This is a genomic window from Pseudomonas sp. IT-P4 (assembly GCF_949767755.1).
Lineage (GTDB): Bacteria > Pseudomonadota > Gammaproteobacteria > Pseudomonadales > Pseudomonadaceae > Aquipseudomonas > Aquipseudomonas monachiensis.
In genome coordinates, this window is the sequence record NZ_CATKPX010000045.1 from 23,769 (window position 1) to 43,624 (window position 19,856).

Sequence of the window (19,856 nt, forward strand, 5' to 3'; positions counted from 1 at the left end):
AGGTGCATTGCAAAGGCGATGACCTATAACTGGTCGTCTACCGAAATTCAGTCGCCAAGGTTATCGCTAACCGAGCCTTGTGCGCACCAACCACAATCAAAGGGTTGGCCTATTTTTTCCTGGCGCTGCGCAGGGTCCGTGACCCAGGCACGGGATTGCCATGGCGGCTGGTGCCGCAGGTGCTGGGTGTGGCCGCAGGAAAGCTCGGCCACCCAGTGCCCGTCCTCGTCCTGATGGAAGCCTGTGATCGTCGAATCCCGTCTGTCCGGGTTGTGTTCGCTTTCGGACGATTGCTTCGCTAAACTTGGCCTTTCAATCTTCTTATGCAAAAGGTCTCGCCCCATGCTGATCGCCGCCAATAAGGCTGTCTCCATCGACTATACCCTGACCAACGACGCTGGTGAGGTCATCGACAGCTCCGCCGGCGGCGCGCCGCTGGTCTACCTGCAAGGCGCAGGCAACATCATCCCGGGCCTGGAAAAGGCTCTGGAAGGCAAGGCTGTCGGCGACGAGCTGACCGTAGCCGTAGAACCTGAAGACGCTTACGGCGAATACGCTGCCGAACTGGTCAGCACCCTGAGCCGCAGCATGTTCGAAGGCGTCGACGAGCTGGAAGTGGGCATGCAGTTCCACGCCTCCGCTCCGGACGGCCAGATGCAGATCGTAACCATCCGTGATCTGGACGGCGACGACGTCACCGTCGACGGCAACCACCCGTTGGCCGGTCAGCGCCTGAATTTCCAGGTCAAGATCATCGACATCCGTGACGCCAGCCAGGAAGAAATCGCTCATGGCCACGTCCATGGCGAAGGTGGCCATCACCACTGATTTCTGCGCTAAGCTCAGATAACTGGAGAGGCGCCCTGTGGGCGCCTTTTTAGTCTGCGGCCGTCCCTGACGACACCGACAAGTGGCTGTTTCGAGAAGAACACGGGAATCTGGAGTACGCCATGAGTGCTTTTCACGACCTTAAATTGACAGCCCTGGATGGACAGGAGCTACCTCTGGCGCCTTTCAAAGGCCAAGTCGTACTGGTGGTCAACGTTGCCTCCAAATGCGGCCTGACCCCGCAGTACGCGGCGCTGGAAAACCTCTACCAGCAATTCAAGGCCAAGGGCTTCAGCGTCCTGGGCTTGCCGTGCAACCAGTTTGCCGGGCAGGAACCGGGGACCGAACAAGAGATCAAGGATTTCTGCAGCCTCAACTATGGCGTGACCTTTCCGTTGTCCAGCAAGCTGGAAGTCAACGGGCATGAGCGTCATCAGTTGTACCGTTTGCTGGCGGGCGAGGGCGCGGAGTTTCCCGGCGACATCACCTGGAACTTCGAGAAGTTCCTGTTGGGCAAGGACGGCCGTGTACTGGCTCGGTTCTCGCCGCGTACGGCGCCCGATGATCCGACCATCGTTCACGCGATTGAAAAAGCGCTGAGTTAAGCCAGAGATCAAGATCAGAGGATCGCAGCCTTCGGCAGCTCCTACGGCGAATGTGTACCCGTAGGAGCTGCCGAAGGCTGCGATCTTTTGCTTTCTGCCTTTTGACTCTTAATCACCGAAATCAATAATGCTGTTCAATGGGTTGGGCACTCCATATTATAACCGTCATAAAGTCATTCTTCCGTGGAGCGTCCCATGTCCGTCAAAGCCCTGTTCAAACCGTTCCACCTCGGCACCCTCGAATTGCCGACCCGTGTCGTCATGGCGCCGATGACCCGCTCCTTTTCCCCGGGCGGTGTGCCTAATTCCAAAGTGATCGAATACTACCGTCGTCGCGCCGCTGCGGGCGTCGGCCTGATCATCACCGAAGGCACCACCGTCGGTCACAAGGCTTCCAACGGCTATCCGAACGTTCCGCATTTCTACGGTGAAGCGGCCTTGGCCGGCTGGAAGAAAGTCGTCGACGCCGTTCACGCCGAAGGCGGCAAGATCGTTCCGCAGTTGTGGCACGTGGGCAGCGTGCGCCGGATCGGCACCGAGCCGGACGCCAGCGTGCCGGGTTATGGCCCGTCGGAAAAACTGAAGGAAGGCCAGGTCGTGGTGCACGGCATGACCAAACAGGACATCCAGGACGTGATCGCCGCGTTCGCCCAGGCTGCCAAGGATGCCCAGAGCATCGGCATGGACGGCGTGGAAATCCACGGAGCCCACGGTTATCTGGTGGATCAGTTCTTCTGGGAAGGCAGCAACCAGCGTACCGACGAATACGGCGGCAGCCTGGCCAACCGTTCGCGCTTCGCCATTGAGTTGATTCAGGCCGTGCGTGCCGCAGTCGGTGAAGGTTTTCCGATCATCTTCCGTTTCTCCCAGTGGAAGCAGCAGGACTACACCGCGCGTCTGGTGCAAACCCCGGAAGCCTTGGGCGAGTTCCTCAAGCCGTTGGCCGACGCCGGCGTGGATATTTTCCACTGCTCGACCCGCCGCTTCTGGGAGCCGGAGTTCGACGGTTCCGAGCTGAACCTGGCCGGCTGGACCCGCCAACTCACCGGTAAACCGACCATCACCGTGGGCAGCGTCGGCCTGGATGGCGAGTTCCTGCAGTTCATGGTCAACACCGACAAGGTCGCGCAGCCGGCCAGCCTGGAAAAACTGCTGGAGCGCCTGAACAACAACGAGTTCGACCTGGTGGCGGTCGGTCGTGCCTTGCTGGTGGACCCGGACTGGGCACAAAAAGTGCGCGACGGCCGTGAGGAAGACATTCTGCCGTTCAGCCGTGAGGCGTTGATGTCGCTGGTTTAAGCGGCGAGCGGGAAGGTCTCATCGCGAGCAAGCTCGCTCCCACAGGTTCTGCGGTGATCACCAATCATGTGTGAACCAAGAACCCTGTGGGAGCGGGCTTGCTCGCGAAGACCGACTCAAGAACACTGCAAAATCAAGGAACAATCGGTGCAATCGGCACCACCATCTCCCCGGTGCAGGCCCCGCGCAACTGCCCTTCGAACTGCTCGATGATCGTCGCCCAACCCTGGCGACTGGCATGTTGGCGTGCATTGAGGCGCACATTGCGCAAGGCTTCCCTTTCCTCCAGCAGCCATGCCGCTGCATCGCAGAACGCTTCTTCATCCCCCGGCATCGCCATCACACCGTTGTAGCCATGACGAATATGCTGGGCGGCTGCCGCCTGGTCGTAGGCCACCACGCCGAGCCCCGAAGCGAGTGCTTCAAGCACCACATTGCCAAAGGTTTCGGTCAGGCTTGGAAACAGAAACACGTCGCCCGAGGCGTAGTGACAGGCCAGGGCTTCACCCCGTTGGGTGCCGCAGAAAATCGCCTCGGGCATTTCGTTTTCCAGTTCCTGGCGCTGCGGGCCATCGCCGACCACGATCAGTTTCAGCGTGCGCTGTGGATAACTCGCCTTGAGGGTATTGAAGGTGCGCTTGAGCAAGCCGAGATTCTTTTCCGGGGCCAGGCGTCCGACATGAATGACGGCGATGTCTGCTTCGGCCAGTCCCCATTGCTCGCGCAGGGCACTCAAGCGTTTGGCCGGGTGAAACAATTCGCTGTCGACCCCACGGGACAGTAACGCCACTCGCTCGAACTGACGTCGCTCCAGTTCCAGGCGCTGGCTGACGCTGGGCACCAGGGTCATGGTCGAACGGTTATGGAACCAGCGCAGGTAGTGGGTCAGCAGGCGCGTGAGCAAACCAAACCCGTACTGGTTGGAATACTGCTGGAAATTGGTGTGGAAACCGCTGACCACGGAAATCCCCAGTCGCCGTGCCGCACGTAGCGCAGAGAGACCCAGCGGGCCCTCGGTGGCGATGTAGAGCACATCCGGGCGGTGACGCGTCCAGCGCCGCAGCAGTTTGTGCATCGACGACTGACCCCATTGCAGGCCGGGATAGCCCGGTAGCGGCCAGCCGCGGCACAGCAGCAATTCATCGTCGCTGCCCAACTGCTGGTCGCAGCCCTGACGTGGTCGCACCAGCTCCACTTGATGCCCGCGCGCGCGCAAACCGTCGCACAAGCGACCCAGGGTATTGGCCACGCCGTTGATTTCCGGTGGGAAGGTTTCGGTGATCAGGGTGATATGCAGAGCTGTCGTCATGACCCCAGTGTCGACCGGGGCCATGTCGTCAGTGTGACGTCAGGATGATGGATTTATGAATTAGCGCTGGGTCACCAGGTTTTCCGCGCCGCGTTCACGCACCCAGAACAGCGTCGCCCCGGCCACGGCCGCCGGCATCATCAGGATGTTGACCACCGGAATCAGCAGCACCAGGTACACGCTGCCGCCGAAGCTCATGCTCTGCCAGCGCTTCTGCCGCAGCCAGGCGAGCATTTCGTTCCAGCCCAGCTTGTGGTTGTCCGCCGGGTAGTCGATGTACTGGATCGCCATCATCCACACTCCGAACAATAGCCACAGCGGCGCGGCGATGATGTTCACCACCGGGATGAACGAGAGGATGAACAACCCGACTGCCCTGGGCAGGAAGTAGCCGAGCTTGCGCATTTCCCGGGCCAGGGTGCGCGGGATCATGGCGATCAGCTCACCCCAGCTGAAGGCCGGGAAATCATCGGTGCCGCGCACCACCACTTCGACTTTCTCCGCGAGGAAACCGTTGAACGGCGCGGCGATGATGTTGGCGAGCATGGTGAAGGTAAAGAACACCATGAACACTACAAGCACCACGAAAATCGGCCAGAGGATGTAGCTGAGAAAACTCAGCCAGTCGGGCAGGGAAGGCATCAAGGTATCGACCCACAGGCTGAATTGATGGCCGGCCAGGTAGATCAATCCGACGAACAGCACCAGGTTGATTGCCAGCGGCAACAGCACAAACAGACGCAGGCTGGGGCTCAGCACCAGCTTGAGGCCTTCGCGCAGGTATTGCGGGCCGGACAGGACAGGGGCGGGCATAAGAGGCTCCAGGCAGAGGGAAAACGCGCCGACCTTACCGGCTTTGCTTCACAGGCGAAAGCGCGATGGAGGTATCGACATTCACTGTAACAAAGACGTCGATATCATCGGCGAGATGGCATAGAGACCACCTATGAGCTGGATTGTTAAACCGTATTTCCTTAATCTTCGCCCCCTCGATACGCTGCACCCAATCTTTTTACAGGACGGTCGGGTTCAAGCCTTCCCCAAGTGCTTTCAACCGTTCTTTTTTATTCCAGCCGGCAATCCGGCGTTCCGCGCCAGGTATTCCGGGCCGGTCAACAGGAGCAGGTCATGTCTGAAGTCCGTCATTCGCGAGTGATTATTCTCGGTTCCGGCCCTGCCGGTTACAGCGCCGCGGTCTATGCCGCCCGTGCCAACCTCAAGCCGCTGCTGATCACCGGCATGCAGGCCGGCGGTCAACTGACCACCACCACCGAAGTCGACAACTGGCCGGGCGACGTCCACGGCCTGACCGGCCCGGCGCTGATGGAGCGGATGCGCGAGCACGCCGAGCGCTTTGAAACCGAGATCGTGTTCGATCACATCAATGCCGTCGACTTTGCTGCCAAGCCATACACCCTGACCGGCGACAGCGCGACTTACACCTGTGACGCGCTGATCATCGCCACTGGCGCCAGCGCTCGTTACCTGGGCCTGCCATCGGAAGAAGCGTTCATGGGCAAGGGCGTTTCGGCCTGCGCGACCTGCGACGGTTTCTTCTACCGCAACAAGCCTGTGGCTGTGGTCGGCGGCGGCAACACCGCTGTAGAAGAAGCCCTGTACCTGGCCAACATCGCCAGCAAAGTCACCCTGATCCACCGTCGCGAAACTTTCCGCGCCGAGAAGATCCTGATCGACAAGCTGAACGCCCGTGTTGCCGAAGGCAAGATCGAGCTGAAGCTGAACGCGACCCTGGACGAAGTACTGGGCGACAACATGGGCGTGACCGGTGCCCGCCTGAAGAACAACGACGGCAGCTTCGACGAAGTGACTGTCGACGGCGTGTTCATCGCTATCGGCCACACTCCGAACACTTCGCTGTTCGAAGGCCAGTTGACCTTGAAAGACGGTTACCTGGTAGTCCAGGGCGGCCGTGAAGGCAACGCCACTGCCACCAACCTCGAAGGTATCTTCGCCGCCGGTGACGTGGCTGACCACGTGTACCGTCAGGCCATCACCTCCGCTGGCGCCGGTTGCATGGCGGCACTGGATGCCGAACGTTACCTCGACGATCTGCAGAACGCTTGATTCTGCTTTCGTTGAACTGAAAAAACCGGCTTCGGCCGGTTTTTTTTGCCCGCGATTTACCACCCGATCACATTCCAGTGTGGGATTGTGTTCAGGTCAGTCTTGCCAGGCATGCCTCAAGGATGTCCAGCCCTTCCTCCAACACTGACGCCTCGATGGTCAGCGGCGCCAGCAGCCGGATGATGTGCCGCGATTTGCCGCTGGGCATCAGCAGCAGGCCCGCATCCCGCGCCAGGGCGAGCAGTTGGGTCAATTGCGCTGATGCGGGTGAGCCATCGGCGTTGATCAGCTCGATACCACGCATGGCGCCGACACCCGTCAGGCGTCCCAGGTACGGCGTCAGGTTGTTCGTGCGCCAGGTTGCATGGCGACCGACAATCGCTTCTTCCTGTTGGGAGCCCCAGGCATGCAGGTTGGCATCGGTCATTTCATCCAGGGTTGCCAGTGCCGCTGCGCAGGCGATGGGGTTGCCGGAGTAAGTGCCACCCAGCCCGCCCTTGGGCAGGTTGTCCAGCAGCGACTTGCGTCCGACCACCGCACCCAGCGGCACACCGCCGGCGATGCTTTTGCCGAGCAGGATCAGGTCCGGCTCGATGCCCAGCCGCGAGAACGCGAAGCGCTGTCCGGTTCGGCCGAAACCGGACTGGATTTCATCGGCGATCAGCACGATGCCCTTGTCGTCGCAGAACTTGCGCAGTGCCTGGGCGAACTCGACATCCATGGCCACGAAGCCCGCTTCGCCCTGCACCGGTTCGACGATAAAGCAGGCGACGTCTTCGACATCAATCTCGACGCTGAACAGGCGCTCCATGGCTTTGAGGGCCTCGGCACAGGTGACGCCGTTGTCCTGGCTGGGGAAGGGCAGGTGAAACACCGGCCCCGGCAGCACGCCGACTTTCTGTTTGTAGGGCGCGACTTTGCCATTGAGGTTGAGTGTCGCCAGGGTGCGGCCGTGGAAAGCGCCGTCGAAGGCAATTACAGCGGTGCGACCCGTTGCGCCACGGACGATCTTCAGCGCGTTCTCAGCCGCTTCGGCGCCACTGTTGGTCAGCATGCCGCTGACCGGGTAATCGACCGGGATAAAGGCGCTGAGGCGGTCCATCAAGTCGATGTAAGGCCTATGAGGCGCGGCGTTGAACGCGTAGTGGGTCAGTCGGGTGGCTTGTTCGCGAATGGCTTCGACGATGCGCGGATGGCAATGGCCGAGGTTTAGCACGCCGATGCCGCCGACAAAGTCGATATAGCGCTTGCCATCGGTGTCCCAGACCTCGGCATTCTTGCCGTGGCTGAGCGTGACAGGGTGAACGATGTTGATCGACTGGCTGATGGTTTCGCTGCGCATGGAGGATCGGCTCGGAAGAAGGAGGACTTCTTTTTATCTAAGCCGTGAGCGGTGGTACGGGGCAAACGAAATAAAGTTGCCGGGTCAATCTTAAAAGTCGGAATGTGCAGGGCGAAACAATAGAGATCAAAAGATCGCAGCCTTCGGCAGCTCCTACATTGAGGTTTGATTCCCTGTAGGAGCTGCCGAAGGCTGCGATCTTTTTGGTATCAGCGGCGGGTCAGTGGCTGCTGAGCGAATTTCACACCAGCCAGGCCATGGGCAATCAACGCGCGGATGTTGCCGTGGTCGCTGCCTTCAGGTGTGGCAACGACCGAACGGTAATGCTCGCCAAAAGCCAGCAGTGCTTCTTCATCGCTCAAGCCTTCGAGCAGCGCCAGGCCCAGGGTCTTGCACGAACCTTCGTTCTGTCCGGCCGCGTTTTCCACGCCACCGTTGTTGAACGCCTGAGGTTGGTAGTCGTAACCGGCGGCGATGAAGGCCAGGGTATCGGCGAAGGCGTGTTCGCCGGTCTTGAGGCTGGCACGCAGGGTGTTCAAATCACTCATTGGGTTTTCCTTTGGCGAACGCCGCTTGCTGGTCGGCGCTGGCTTCTTGCTGATATTGGGCTTTCCATTCGGCGTACGGCATGCCGTAAACCACTTCGCGGGCTTCGTCGAGGCTGACCTCGATCTGGCGGTCGTCGGCCGCCGCCTTGTACCACTTGGACAGGCAGTTGCGGCAAAAACCCGAGAGGTTCATCAGGTCGATGTTCTGTACATCCTTGCGGCTGTCCAGGTGGGCCACCAGCCGGCGAAAGGCGGCGGCTTCGAGTTCCAGGCGTTGTTGATCGGTCATGGCGGTCTCTGCGAGTCAGCTTCAAACGGCACGCTTGAAGCTGCAAGTTGGATGGCGGTGGCTGCAAGTTTACAGCCTGGCGCTTGTGGCTTGAAGCTAGCGGCTCGCTGCAAGCGTAATCGATACCGACTCGGCGAATCGCAGCGCGTGGGGCTTGTCGACCTCGACCTCGGCGTACAACACCGATGCGTTGGCCATCACCAGGTCGAGAATTTCCTGGGTCAGGCGTTCGAGCAGCGCAAAGCGGTTGCCTTCCACATGGGCGATGATCGCCTTGGTGATCGTGCGGTAGTTCAACGCGTGATCGATGTCGTTGTCCCGCACTGCTTCCTGGGCTGCGTACAGAATGGTGAGGTTGATCAGCACATCCTGCTTGTTGAGGATTTCATCCTCGTTGATGCCTATGAAGGTACGCAGGCCCAGGTCTTTGACCCGGATGCGTGCCATGCCTGGCTGAAGTTGTGGCATTGCTACTTGCTCCGTCCAATCAATTGCAGGAACTCCTGACGGGTGTTGCTCGACTCGCGGAAGGCGCCGAGCATCACCGAGGTGTTCATGGTCGAATTCTGTTTCTCGACGCCGCGCATCATCATGCACATGTGCTGTGCCTCGATGACCACTGCGACACCAGCCGCGCCGGTCACTTGCTGCACCGCGTCGGCGATTTGCCGGGTGAGGTTTTCCTGGATTTGCAGGCGCCGGGCGAACATGTCCACCAGCCGCGCGATCTTCGACAGACCCAGCACCTTGCCGGTTGGAATATAAGCCACATGCGCCTTGCCGATGAAGGGCAGGATGTGATGTTCGCAAAGCGAGTACAGCTCGATGTTGTCGACGATCACCATTTCATCGTTGTCGGAGGCGAACAGCGCGCCATTGACGATCTCTTCGACACTTTGCTCGTAACCATGGCAAAGGTACTGCATGGCTTTGGCCGCACGCGTCGGCGTATCGAGCAAACCCTCGCGGTCGGGGTTTTCACCGAGACCGATGAGGATCTCTCGATAATTCTGGGGCAGGGATAACGTCATGGGAAATCCTCGCGGGACACTATTTGATGTGCCTTCCGCCATTGACGGTCAGTGTGGTGCCGGTGACATAAGGGTTGTCGAGCAGGTAGCGCAGGCTCTGGTAGACCACTTCGCAGCCGGGTTCGATGCCCAGCGCGGACTTGGCCAGCGCCTTGGCGCGGTAGGCCGCGTCGTCCTCAGGGTTGAACAGTAGCAGGGCCGGCGCGATCCCGTTGACCTTGATGGCCGGCGCGTACCTGGCGGCGAAGGACAGGGTCAGGCTGTCGAGCCCGGCCTTGCTGGCGCAATAGCCGATGTGCTTGCTGCTGCCCTTGCGGGTCACGTCATCGCTGATGTGCACGATGTCGGCGGGGCTTGAGCGTTGCAACAGATCGGCGCAATGCAGGTTGATCAGGTAGGGCGCCAGCATGTGCACGCTGAACATGCGAGTGAATGCCGCGGCGTCGGTGTCCGGCGTTTCGGCCAGCCATTCGGAGGCGTTGTGGACAATCGCCCGCAAACAGTCGGTATGGGTTCTCAGTTCGCTGATGAAGGCGAGGATCCCGGCCTCGCTGGCGAAGTCCGCGAACACCGCGGTGGCCCCGAGGTCGCGCAGGGCTTGTACGCCGGGGCGCTCGCTGCGGTAACTGAATATCACCCGATGGCCATCTTCCAGCAATCGCCGGGCGCAGTGCAGGCCGACACGCTGGCCGGCGCCGGTAATGAGGACAGGGGCTGCGGAAGAAGTCATGAACGGCTCGCATCGCGGTGAGAGCAAAACTATACCAGCGAGGAGTCGTGAGATGTCTCGGAAAAGATCGCAGGCTTCGCCAGCTCCTACTAATCGACAACAGATGACGGCCCGTAGGAGCTGGCGAAGCCTGCGATCTTTTAACGATTTTGCGGTACTGAGGTCGTGGGCAATGGACGTACCGGCGTGCGGTTAAGCCAGCCGGCCAGCAAACGGGTCGACAACGGAATGAACAAATAAACCATCAGCGGCGTCAGGCACAGTGTGCTGAGCAATACCCGCGGCAGCAGGCTCATGTCGCTGATCAGCGGACCCAGTACAAAGTTGAACAGCAACGAAACCGGAAAGAACGCCAGCCAGATCGCCACTGCCTGTTTCCAGCGCGGCGGGCGTTGACCGACGGCACCGAACCAGCCCTCGATGCCGCTGACCCGGTGTTCTGTCGGGTGGGCGAACAGGTCGCTGCCACGTGCCAGCCAGGCAGTGCGCGAGGCCGAATGCTCCCAGGCGTGCAGGGTCTGCTCGTCGGCGAAGCGGAAAATGATCTGGAATTCGTCGTCCTCGGGCGGCGGAGCGAGCACACCGGAGCCGAGATAACCGGGAAAATCGGTGGCCAGTTGTTCGCCTTCGCGCAGCCAGGCAATCAGGTCCTGGTAACGTCCATTGGCAACGCGGCGAGCAACCATCAGCGTGACGGGAGGGGTAGACATTGTGTATCTCCGTAAGGCATTTGCGTCGCTCCGGATAGGAACTTCGCCAGGCACAGCGCCGGGGTGGTGGGCTGCGACTCGAAACAAGCAAGGATTATTCCTGATTCCGTCCCTGGCGTCTGTGACCTTGATCCGTCGATTGGCGGTATCGATTTTTTACGGAAACTTTACGGGGCAGGGGCGTTAGAATAAGGCTCGGACGATACAGGGATGTTTCAACAGGATGCCCATAATTACAGACGTCGCTTCAGGCTCCACGCAGGCCGTCGCTCTCGAACAGGAAGAACTCTTTCCCATTCGCGAGGTGGCGCGACTGACAGGTGTCAACCCGGTCACGCTTCGAGCCTGGGAGCGACGATATGGCCTGATTGCTCCAACACGCACCGATAGTGGGCATCGCCTGTATTCGATGTCCGATATCGAGCGTGTCCACCGCATCCTTGGCTGGATCGAGCGCGGGGTTGCCGTCAGCAAGATCGGCAAGATACTGGCCAGGACCAAGCCGCTCCAGCCGTTGTCGCACATCATCCCCAACAGCCTTGTGGAAGCCGATTACGCTCAGTGGCGGCAGCAGGTGCTTGCTGCGGTCAACGGGTTTGACGACCTTCGGCTGGAGCAGGTCTACGGGCAGATCTTTTCCAGCTACTCCCTGCCGGTGGTGTTCCAGGACATTCTGATCCCCGTCTGGAAGCAATTGTTGCAACGCCAGGACCAGTTCGGTGGAACCAGCGAGTGGCTGTTCCTGGATGGCTTTCTGCGGTCCCGGGTAGTGCAGCGTCTATTGTTGATGCGCGAAAAACAGCCGCGTGGCGTGGTCATTTGTGCTCTGGATGGCAATTGCCGGGAACTGGAACTGCTGGTCGCCGCGCTGTTCCTGAGTTCCGGACCATTGGCCGTTCGTGTACTGAACATGGGCCAGCCATTCGAGGAGCTGGCGCTGATGTGTGAAAGGATCAAGCCCCAGGCACTGGTGCTGTTTTCCAATCATGCGCCTGCTCCCGAGTTGCCGCGGCGCCTGAATCGCCTGGCCATGAGTCTGGAGTGTCGGTTGTTGTTGGCCGGCGATGCTTGCGACCTGGTACAGGAGAGCCTGGCCGGGTCATCGATCGGTTGCCTGGGCAATGAAGGGGAGTTCATGAGCCAGCGTCTGAAGCAGTTCCTGGCGGGTACTCTGGATACTTGAAGTTCAGAGATGCAGCGTTGGATGAGTCAAACGATGCTGTTGCAGGATGAACTGGCGCAGACGCTCGGTTTCGTCCGTATCGCCCTGGCTCAGTTGATAGGCGTAGAAGCCCTTTTCGTTTTCTTTCTCGAAGGTGCCGCGCAAGGCAATCCGCTCGTAGCCTGAGGGGCTGAACCACAAGGCGAAATGCTTCGGCGGTTTGGTCTTGTTGCGAGCTTCCAGCAAAACCCCTTTGCACGACACTTCGTGTACCCACAGGGTGCCGGGTTGACCCTTGGCGTTTTCCAGCGCTACCGGTTCGTCCAGCACCAGGCGCCAAGGCCGGACCATCGGGCCGTCTTCATAGATGCTCGGTACGCCGAGACGCAAATGCAGCGCATGGAACTCGTCTTCCACCAGGTGCAGGGGGAAGGTCATTTGCTGGTTTTCGAAGCTGGCTTGAATGGTGACCTGCTCATGGGCCGCCAGGCGGGTGAGCAGGTCACGGATTTGCGAACCACCGTTGACGAGCAGGCTCGACGTCGCGTCCCGCACATTGAGTTGCGGGTTGTGTTGCATGGTCTGGATGAAATCCAGCTCATCCTGGGTCAGGAGCGCGTCGCGTTGCATGGCCAACTCGAAGGATATAGTTACAAAATCATTGGTGATTGTAGTTACTGACCATTAATTCCGGGTTTCGTTTGCGCCGTTCGTCGCCTTGAGCGCGGCAAGCTCGGCCTGGAGTTCAGCCAATTGCCCTTCCAGCTGTGCCACGCGCTGTTGCGCCTTGACCTGTACGGTGACGTCTTTCTGCACTCCAACGAAATAGGTTTGCCCGTCCGCCGGATTTTTCACCGTTGAAAGGGACAGCTCGTTCCAGAACGGTGTGCCGTCCTTGCGGTAGTTGCGCAGTATTTCCCGGCAGGATCCTTCGCGGTTCAATGCATCGCGAATCAATGGCAGGGCTTCCTGATCGCGGTCCCCCGACTGCAGGAAGCGACAGTCCTGATAGAGGATTTCTTCACTGGAGTACCCCGTCAGGCGTTCGAATGCGGGGTTGACGTAAATGAGGATCTTGTCCTGTTCGCCTTCCTTTTCGGCAATCACGATACCGTCATTGGAGGCGTTGATTACCATTTGCAGCAGTTGTGCATTAATCATCGGAGTATCCTTTCCTGATTGATTGTCGATTGCATTCTAAAAGAACTATCACGACCGTGCTGTTAATATCCGGGTCTTTTACTCGGATTCAGGATCAGATTGATGAAAGTCGCCATCATTTCCGGCTCGGTGTACGGCACGGCCGAAGAAGTTGCCCGCCACGCCGCCAGCCTGTTGAAAGCCGCCGGTTTCGAAACCTGGCACAACCCCCGTGCGACCCTCGCCGATGTCCAGGCGTTCGGCCCCGAAGCTTTTCTGGCGGTGACCTCGACCACCGGCATGGGTGAGCTGCCGGACAACCTGCAACCGCTGTATTCGAACATTCGTGACCAGTTGCCAGCAGCCTGGCGCGGTTTGCCGGGCGCGGTGATCGGGTTGGGCGATGCGAGCTATGGCGATACTTTTTGTGGCGGCGGCGAGCAGATGCGCGAATTGTTCGGTGAGCTGGGCATTCGCGAAGTACTGCCAATGCTGCGCCTGGATGCCAGCGAGAGCGTGACCCCGGAGACGGACGCCGAGCCTTGGCTGGCGGACCTGATCAACGCACTGCGCGACTGACCGTTGCCACGACACCCACGTCAGTCATGGTTCTGACAGTGCGCTGAAAACGGCCTGTCTGACCCTCGCTGGCGCCGGTCAATTGACATGGATCCAAGGCGGCAGAACGGCTGACTCGCTGGGTCATCAAGCTGGCTGCCAATGCAACTACAGGAACCTCAAGGGCTGGCTAGACTCGGTAAAGATAGGAAACACTCCATCATAAAAACACCGAGGCTTCCTGCCGTGACCGTCGCTCCCGTCCAATCATCTCCGAGTGTCAAAGACCAGGTCAGTGCTGCCGAGTGGCAGACCCGCATTGACCTGGCAGCCTGTTATCGCCTGGTCGCCCAGCATGGCTGGGATGACCTGATCTTCACCCATATCTCCGCCAAGGTGCCCGGCACCGAAGATTTCCTGATCAACCCGTTCGGGTTGATGTTTCACGAAATCAGCGCGTCTAGCCTGGTCAAGGTGGATCAGGCCGGCAACAAGCTGATGGACAGTCCTTACGAGATCAATCCGGCGGGTTACACCATCCACAGCGCCGTGCACGAAGTCCGCCACGATGTCGTCTGCGTGCTCCACACCCACACGGCTTCGGGGGTTGCGGTGTCGGCACAGAAGCAGGGCGTTCTGCCGATCAGCCAACAGTCATTGTTCGTGCTTTCCAGCCTGGCCTACCACGCCTACGAAGGCGTGGCGCTCAACCATGAAGAGAAAGTGCGGCTACAGGCCGACCTCGGTGAAAACAATTTCCTGATGTTGCATAACCACGGTTTGCTCACCTGCGGCAGCACCATCGCCGATACGTTCCTGATGATGTTCACCTTTCAACGTGCCTGTGACATTCAGGTCATGGCGCAAAACGGTGCCGCTGAGCTGATCGCCATCGAACCGCAGATTCTGGCCGGCGCCAAAGCCATGATCGCGGGTGTCACCCGAAGTGCTCAAGGAATGGGCGGAGCGCTGGCCTGGCCGGCGCTGCTGCGCAAACTCGATAAACTGGACCCGGGTTATAAACTCTAATGACGCTCGCCGAGATCCCCTTGTGTGTCTGGCGCAAACGCAGCCAGGCGTTCGTGTTCCGTGGCCAGACCATCCGTTACTGGACAGCAGGGCAGGGTGAGCCGTTGTTGCTCATTCACGGCTTTCCGTCCGCCAGTTGGGACTGGCATTACCTGTGGCAGCCATTGGCCCAGCGCTTTCGCGTGATCGCTTGCGACATGCTGGGCTTCGGCGATTCGGCCAAACCGGTGAATCACGAATACAGCCTGCTGGAGCAGGCGGATCTGCAGCAGGCACTGCTTGAACACCTGAATGTCCAGCAGCCAGTGCACCTGCTCGCCCACGATTACGGTGACAGCGTGGCCCAGGAACTGCTGGCCAGGCATTACGAGTCGCGGTTGGAACTGGCCAGTTGCGTGTTTCTCAACGGCGGGTTGTTTCCGGAAACCCACCACCCGCTACTGATGCAAAAACTCTTGCTCAGCCCGTTGGGCTGGATGATTGGCCGCGCCTTCAGTCGAGAAGGCCTGGTGAGAAGCTTTCGGCAGATTTTCGGCCCGCAAACCCGTCCCAGTGAAAGCCAGATGGATGACTTCTGGAGCCTGGTCGAAAGCCAGCGCGGGCCACGGATCATGCACAAATTGATCGCCTACATCCCGGAGCGACGCGTCTGGCGCAACCGCTGGGTGAGCGCGATGCAACGTGGTGAAGTGCCGCTGCGAGTGATCGATGGCGGGGTCGATCCGGTCTCCGGGGTGCACATGGTCGAGCGTTACCGTGAGCTGATCCCGGATGCGGACACAGTGGTATTGCCCGACATTGGCCACTACCCGCAGATCGAGGCGCCCTGCGAGGTGCTCAAGCATTACCTGGTGTTTCGCGATCAGCTGCTCTTGCCGCCGCGCAAGGTGGCGTGTTCCTGAATCGCAGCGTTGAATCTGTCCTTCTTCTGTGGGATCGCGTCATCCTGTCCGACACGATCATCATCCCCCAGCCTTATCGCGCACCATTCAGCCTCCCCCGTGTTCATTGTGACCCGCTACGCCGTGCCTGAAACTCGGACTCACTGTCCCTTGGCCTGCTGGAGTCCCCCATGAATGAGTCTGTGCGCTTCGAAGATAAAGTCGTGATCATCACCGGAGCCGGTGGCGGCCTGGGACGGACGCATGCACTTCTGTTCGCCAAACAGGGCGCCAGGGTGCTGGTCAACGATCTTGGCGGCTCGGCCCAGGGCGAAGGCGCCAATGCCTCGGCCGCCGACCGCGTGGTCGCAGAGATCCGCGAGGCTGGCGGCATTGCCGAAGCCAACCACGACTCGGTCACTGACGGTGACAAACTGGTCCAGCACGCCCTGGACGTCTTCGGTCGCGTCGATGTGGTTGTCAACAACGCCGGGATCCTGCGGGACAAGACCTTCCACAAAATGGATGACGCCGACTGGGACCTGGTTTACCGCGTCCATGTCGAAGGCGCCTACAAAGTCACCCGCGCCGCCTGGCCGCATATGCGCGAGCAAAACTACGGCCGGGTGATTTTCACTGCGTCGACCTCGGGCATCTATGGCAACTTTGGCCAGTCCAACTACGGCATGGCCAAGCTCGGTCTCTACGGCCTGACGCGCACCCTGGCCATCGAAGGCCGCAAGAACAACATCCTGGTCAACGCCATCGCCCCCACCGGAGGCACGCGCATGACCGAAGGCCTGATCCCGCCGCAAGTCTTCGAACAGCTAAAGCCCGAACTGGTCAGCCCGCTGGTGGTGTACCTGGCCAGCGAGAACTGCCAGGAAACCTCCGGTCTGTTCGAAGTCGGCGGCGGCTGGATGGGCAAGGTCCGCTGGGAGCGCAGCCTCGGCATCGGTTTCGATCCACGGGCCGGTTTCTCCCCGGAAGACGTGGCGGCGCACTGGCAGCAGATTTGCGACTTCGAAGGCGCGGCGCACCCGAAGGACAACATCGAGGCGTTGAAGGAAATGATGGGAAACTTGCAGAAGTATTCGCTCTGAAAGCGCCGGCAAGGTCACATTGACCGACCTTGCCGGTTGTTGCATTTGTCGGCTGCAAAGCCGTTTGCCAATGGTCAGCCCGGGAAGTATTTGACTACCAGCGCCTTCAGGTTGGCGGCTGTTTGCGCGTCCATTTTTCCATCGAAGTTTTCCGGGCGAAAATGTAACTGGAATGCCCGCACCAATTGTTGAAAACCGCCTTCCGTGGACGCGCCCGAAACATCGTATCCATAGGTTTTGAACAGCCCCAGCAATTCGCTTCGGGCTGGAGCGCCGGATGTGTTGTATTGGCGCAGATACTCGTCCCGAGTGCTTTCATCGAACCAGGCCCCGACTCCTTTCAAGTAAAGCTCCCGCCAGGGAAGCATCGGTCCCGGGTCACTTTTGCGGCCGACCGAAACATCGGAGTGGCCCAGAACCTGGGTCGGCGTGATATCCGGGTAGCGATTGAGGATATTCAGCGCCAGTTGTTCAATCGCGGCAATCTGCTCGGAGTGATACGGCGGGAAGGTGAATTTACCTTTGTTGTCGGTTGCCAGATTCACGACTTCAATGCCGATGGACGTGTCATTCAGATTGCTGCGGCTGCCCCACTGACTGACACCCGCGTGCCACGCGCGATGGGTTTCATCCACCAGGTTGAAAACTTCCTGCCCGGTATAGCCGGCTTTCAGGTAAGTGGGGTCCGTGATATCTGGAACCAGATAGTGCGCGCTGACATTCGGGCCGGTCAGGGCACTGACAGAACTCGCAAAGTCAGCGGCCGTGTAGTGAAGAATCAGAAAGCGGATTCGACTGTTGAAGCTTCGGGTGGATCGATAGTGGTTGTAGTTGATGGATTTCATGTTTGCACTCGCAATAAGTAAGTTTGAAGTCGGACGAAGATCAAAATCGTTCGCCGACTTGCTGTTCAACTTAAAGACTCGAGTGCTTTTGGTGTTTACCTATGCTTGTAGGTACTTTCTGAAAGAAATGTAGGTATGTGAAGTTTTGACTGGCAGCTGTTACTCATCAAGAACCATCGCCCATAAAAAAGGCCGCTGCAAAGGCAGCGGCCAAAGTAAGACGTTGGATCAGGAGCTACAAATCAACGTCAGTGAACACGGGGTGACGAACCGAATACTCAATTCATCTGAAATCTTTCAGTCACGGCGCAGGCCAGTACATCTACATCGTGCCTTGCGGTGGATTACCGTGGCAGCCAGGCAAGAATAAACCCTCTGTACTGTAGGAAAAATACCAATTCCCGACATGCACTGTTGCAGCCCCGGCAACAGTCGGGATTCGGCTGCTCGTCGTCTGTGCCTGTCATCCTTTAGAGGTACACCACGAATACCTCCTTGGTGCGCTTATCGACCCCGAAGTCCGGCAGTAGGGTGAGGCCTTCTGTCACTCACCGGGGAAGACGCATGACAAAAACAACAATGCGCGCCATCTTCACACCACAGGCGCTGGCGGCTGCGGTCGCCTTGGGTTGCTGTGCCCAGGCGCAGGCCATTTCGTTCAACATCGGGGAAATCGAGGGGACATTCGACTCCTCGCTGTCGGTCGGCGCGAGCTGGGGCATGCGTGATGCGGATGACACCCTGGTGGGCACCGTCAATGGCGGTTCCGGCCAGTCTTCGACCGGCGACGACGGGCGATTGAATTTCAAGAAGGGTGAAACCTTCTCGAAGATCTTCAAGGGTATTCACGACCTCGAACTGAAGTACGGCGACACCGGTGCGTTTGTGCGTGGCAAGTACTGGTACGACTTTGAACTCAAGGATGAAAGCCGCCCCTTCAAGGACATCAGCGATCACAATCGCAAAGAAGGCGCCAAGTCTTCAGGCGGGCAAATCCTCGACGCATTCGTCTATCACAATTACTCCCTCGCCGATTTGCCAGGCACGGTCCGCGCCGGCAAGCAGGTGGTCAGTTGGGGCGAGAGCACGTTCATCGGCAACTCGATCAACAGCATCAATCCGGTCGACGTGTCCGCGTTCCGTCGTCCCGGCGCCGAGATCAAGGAGGGCCTGATCCCGGTCAACATGCTGTTCGCTTCCCAGGGCCTGACGGAGAAGTTGACCGTGGAAGGCTTCTATCAGCTGGAATGGGACCAGACGGTCGTCGATAACTGCGGCACCTTCTTTGGTGTCGATGTGGTGGCGGATGGTTGCAACAAGGGCTACACCGTCGCCAATCCGGCCATTGCGCCGTTGCAGCCGATTGCGGCTGCCTTCGGCCAGGGCTTCGAAGTCAGCAAGGAAGGGGTGATCGTTCCCCGTGGCGGCGACCGCGATGCCCGGGATTCCGGACAGTGGGGTACAGCGTTGCGCTGGTTGGGGGATGACACCGAGTACGGCTTGTACTTCATGAATTACCACAGCCGTTCACCGAATGTCGGGACCACCACCGCCGGCCCCGGTACGCTGGCAAGCATTCCGGGGATCGTTGCCGCCGCCAACCGCATCGCCCCCGGCAGTGGTTCGGGCCTGGCCCAAAGCGTGATGCTCGGTCGTGGCCAGTATTACCTCGAATACCCGGAGGACATCCGCCTCTACGGCGCGAGCTTCTCCACCACCTTATCCACCGGCACCGCGTGGAGCGGGGAAATCAGCTACCGCCCCAACCTCCCGGTGCAGGTCAACACCAACGACCTGACCCTGGCCATGCTCAATCCGATTGCGGGTGGTGCGGCATCGCCCATCGCCACGTCGCCCGGGGCTGACAACAAGGGTTATCGCCGCAAGGAGGTGACGCAGATCCAGAGCACCCTGACGCATTTCATCGATCAGGTCGCGGGTGCGGATCGCCTGACCCTGGTGGGTGAGGCCGGGGTGGTCCGGGTCGGTGGACTGGAGTCGCGCGGCAAACTGCGCTATGGCCGCGACTCGGTGTATGGCCAGTATGGTTTCGGCGGCGATACCGACGGCTTCGTGACCTCGACTTCATGGGGTTATCGCGGCCGGGCCATCCTCGACTACAACAACCTTATCGCCGGGATCAACGTCAGGCCCAACCTCTCGTGGTCCCACGACGTCGCAGGCTATGGCCCCAACGGTCTGTTCAATGAAGGCGCCAAGGCCATCAGCCTCGGGGTCGATGCGGACTATCGCAACACCTACACCGCGAGCCTCAGTTACACCGATTTTTTCGGCGGGGACTACAACGTCCTCACCGACCGTGACTTCGTGGCGTTGAGCTTTGGTGTGAACTTCTGATCTG

23 protein-coding genes are annotated in these 19,856 nt (G+C 59.6%); 10 read left to right on the plus strand and 13 right to left on the minus strand.

The features are described 5' to 3' along the window. Positions 1 to 47 precede the first annotated feature (47 nt). On the minus strand, positions 48 to 374 hold the full coding sequence (locus ACM6IT_RS18060) for a DUF3565 domain-containing protein (RefSeq protein ID WP_056728391.1): 327 nt from the start codon (positions 372 to 374) through the stop codon (positions 48 to 50). Between ACM6IT_RS18060 and ACM6IT_RS18065 the strand changes: the two genes are divergently transcribed. The 3 genes from ACM6IT_RS18065 to ACM6IT_RS18075 all read left to right on the plus strand — a co-directional run bounded on the left by ACM6IT_RS18065 (position 343) and on the right by ACM6IT_RS18075 (position 2,732). After that, on the plus strand, positions 343 to 828 hold the full coding sequence (locus ACM6IT_RS18065; RefSeq protein ID WP_007901600.1) for an FKBP-type peptidyl-prolyl cis-trans isomerase: 486 nt from the start codon (positions 343 to 345) through the stop codon (positions 826 to 828). The genes ACM6IT_RS18060 and ACM6IT_RS18065 overlap by 32 nt on opposite strands. A gap of 122 nt (positions 829 to 950) precedes the next feature. Then, positions 951 to 1,433 carry a glutathione peroxidase gene (locus tag ACM6IT_RS18070; protein WP_056728393.1) on the plus strand — a complete coding sequence of 161 codons (483 nt, stop codon included), beginning with the start codon at positions 951 to 953 and terminating at the stop codon, positions 1,431 to 1,433. Positions 1,434 to 1,628: 195 nt separating this feature from the next. Continuing rightward, complete coding sequence (locus tag ACM6IT_RS18075) at positions 1,629 to 2,732, plus strand: NADH:flavin oxidoreductase (protein ID WP_414918446.1); 1,104 nt, start codon at positions 1,629 to 1,631, stop codon at positions 2,730 to 2,732. A gap of 133 nt (positions 2,733 to 2,865) precedes the next feature. Here the strand turns inward: ACM6IT_RS18075 and ACM6IT_RS18080 are convergent, their stop codons facing one another. Together ACM6IT_RS18080 and cysZ are read right to left on the minus strand one after the other, a co-directional pair. Next, complete coding sequence (locus ACM6IT_RS18080; protein WP_414918447.1) at positions 2,866 to 4,065, minus strand: glycosyltransferase family 4 protein; 1,200 nt, start codon at positions 4,063 to 4,065, stop codon at positions 2,866 to 2,868. A gap of 36 nt (positions 4,066 to 4,101) precedes the next feature. Next, positions 4,102 to 4,854 carry a sulfate transporter CysZ gene (gene cysZ / locus ACM6IT_RS18085; RefSeq protein ID WP_414918448.1) on the minus strand — a complete coding sequence of 251 codons (753 nt, stop codon included), beginning with the start codon at positions 4,852 to 4,854 and terminating at the stop codon, positions 4,102 to 4,104. A 315-nt stretch (positions 4,855 to 5,169) separates the two neighbouring features. Between cysZ and trxB the strand changes: the two genes are divergently transcribed. Further along, complete coding sequence (gene trxB / locus ACM6IT_RS18090; RefSeq protein ID WP_056728400.1) at positions 5,170 to 6,126, plus strand: thioredoxin-disulfide reductase; 957 nt, start codon at positions 5,170 to 5,172, stop codon at positions 6,124 to 6,126. 91 nt (positions 6,127 to 6,217) lie between these two features. Here trxB and ACM6IT_RS18095 read toward each other — a convergent pair whose 3' ends face one another. The 7 genes from ACM6IT_RS18095 to ACM6IT_RS18125 all read right to left on the minus strand — a co-directional run bounded on the left by ACM6IT_RS18095 (position 6,218) and on the right by ACM6IT_RS18125 (position 10,776). Then, complete coding sequence (locus ACM6IT_RS18095; RefSeq protein WP_409078294.1) at positions 6,218 to 7,468, minus strand: aspartate aminotransferase family protein; 1,251 nt, start codon at positions 7,466 to 7,468, stop codon at positions 6,218 to 6,220. Positions 7,469 to 7,677: 209 nt separating this feature from the next. After that, entirely contained in the window at positions 7,678 to 8,016 is a 339-nt protein-coding gene (locus ACM6IT_RS18100; protein ID WP_056728404.1) for a HopJ type III effector protein, read from the minus strand. Then, a complete protein-coding gene (locus ACM6IT_RS18105) occupies positions 8,009 to 8,305 on the minus strand; it encodes a DUF1244 domain-containing protein (protein WP_046040093.1) in 297 nt (98 codons plus the stop codon). The genes ACM6IT_RS18100 and ACM6IT_RS18105 overlap by 8 nt, the downstream gene beginning before the upstream one ends. A gap of 96 nt (positions 8,306 to 8,401) precedes the next feature. Then, the gene (folX, locus tag ACM6IT_RS18110) at positions 8,402 to 8,773 is read right to left on the minus strand and encodes a dihydroneopterin triphosphate 2'-epimerase (RefSeq protein ID WP_056728405.1); all 372 of its coding nucleotides are present in this window, start codon (positions 8,771 to 8,773) and stop codon (positions 8,402 to 8,404) included. A 2-nt stretch (positions 8,774 to 8,775) separates the two neighbouring features. Continuing rightward, complete coding sequence (gene folE / locus ACM6IT_RS18115) at positions 8,776 to 9,336, minus strand: GTP cyclohydrolase I FolE (RefSeq protein ID WP_008046221.1); 561 nt, start codon at positions 9,334 to 9,336, stop codon at positions 8,776 to 8,778. 19 nt (positions 9,337 to 9,355) lie between these two features. Then, complete coding sequence (gene folM / locus ACM6IT_RS18120; RefSeq protein WP_414914016.1) at positions 9,356 to 10,066, minus strand: dihydromonapterin reductase; 711 nt, start codon at positions 10,064 to 10,066, stop codon at positions 9,356 to 9,358. A 140-nt stretch (positions 10,067 to 10,206) separates the two neighbouring features. Beyond that, positions 10,207 to 10,776 carry an antibiotic biosynthesis monooxygenase gene (locus ACM6IT_RS18125; RefSeq protein ID WP_409078291.1) on the minus strand — a complete coding sequence of 190 codons (570 nt, stop codon included), beginning with the start codon at positions 10,774 to 10,776 and terminating at the stop codon, positions 10,207 to 10,209. Positions 10,777 to 10,999: 223 nt separating this feature from the next. On the opposite strand from ACM6IT_RS18125, the gene ACM6IT_RS18130 reads away from it, so the two are divergent. Continuing rightward, entirely contained in the window at positions 11,000 to 11,959 is a 960-nt protein-coding gene (locus tag ACM6IT_RS18130; protein WP_414914015.1) for a MerR family transcriptional regulator, read from the plus strand. Positions 11,960 to 11,962: 3 nt separating this feature from the next. On the opposite strand, the gene ACM6IT_RS18135 is transcribed toward ACM6IT_RS18130, so the two are convergent. After that, positions 11,963 to 12,568 carry a hypothetical protein gene (locus ACM6IT_RS18135; protein WP_056728415.1) on the minus strand — a complete coding sequence of 202 codons (606 nt, stop codon included), beginning with the start codon at positions 12,566 to 12,568 and terminating at the stop codon, positions 11,963 to 11,965. A 54-nt stretch (positions 12,569 to 12,622) separates the two neighbouring features. Then, a complete protein-coding gene (locus ACM6IT_RS18140; RefSeq protein WP_056728416.1) occupies positions 12,623 to 13,099 on the minus strand; it encodes a PAS domain S-box protein in 477 nt (158 codons plus the stop codon). 102 nt (positions 13,100 to 13,201) lie between these two features. On the opposite strand from ACM6IT_RS18140, the gene ACM6IT_RS18145 reads away from it, so the two are divergent. The 4 genes from ACM6IT_RS18145 to ACM6IT_RS18160 all read left to right on the plus strand — a co-directional run bounded on the left by ACM6IT_RS18145 (position 13,202) and on the right by ACM6IT_RS18160 (position 16,649). Further along, positions 13,202 to 13,657 carry a flavodoxin gene (locus tag ACM6IT_RS18145; protein WP_223542484.1) on the plus strand — a complete coding sequence of 152 codons (456 nt, stop codon included), beginning with the start codon at positions 13,202 to 13,204 and terminating at the stop codon, positions 13,655 to 13,657. A gap of 225 nt (positions 13,658 to 13,882) precedes the next feature. Further along, complete coding sequence (locus ACM6IT_RS18150; RefSeq protein ID WP_056728421.1) at positions 13,883 to 14,665, plus strand: class II aldolase/adducin family protein; 783 nt, start codon at positions 13,883 to 13,885, stop codon at positions 14,663 to 14,665. Beyond that, positions 14,665 to 15,567 (plus strand): alpha/beta fold hydrolase, encoded by a 903-nt coding sequence (locus ACM6IT_RS18155; protein ID WP_414914014.1) that lies wholly within the window; start codon positions 14,665 to 14,667, stop codon positions 15,565 to 15,567. Before ACM6IT_RS18150 ends, ACM6IT_RS18155 begins: the two co-directional genes overlap by 1 nt. Before the next feature lie 170 nt (positions 15,568 to 15,737). Then, complete coding sequence (locus tag ACM6IT_RS18160) at positions 15,738 to 16,649, plus strand: SDR family oxidoreductase (protein ID WP_056728425.1); 912 nt, start codon at positions 15,738 to 15,740, stop codon at positions 16,647 to 16,649. Positions 16,650 to 16,723: 74 nt separating this feature from the next. On the opposite strand, the gene ACM6IT_RS18165 is transcribed toward ACM6IT_RS18160, so the two are convergent. After that, complete coding sequence (locus ACM6IT_RS18165) at positions 16,724 to 17,494, minus strand: N-acetylmuramoyl-L-alanine amidase (RefSeq protein WP_414914012.1); 771 nt, start codon at positions 17,492 to 17,494, stop codon at positions 16,724 to 16,726. Between the two features lie 564 nt (positions 17,495 to 18,058). On the opposite strand from ACM6IT_RS18165, the gene ACM6IT_RS18170 reads away from it, so the two are divergent. Next, on the plus strand, positions 18,059 to 19,852 hold the full coding sequence (locus tag ACM6IT_RS18170) for a DUF1302 domain-containing protein (protein ID WP_414914011.1): 1,794 nt from the start codon (positions 18,059 to 18,061) through the stop codon (positions 19,850 to 19,852). Positions 19,853 to 19,856: the final 4 nt, after the last annotated feature.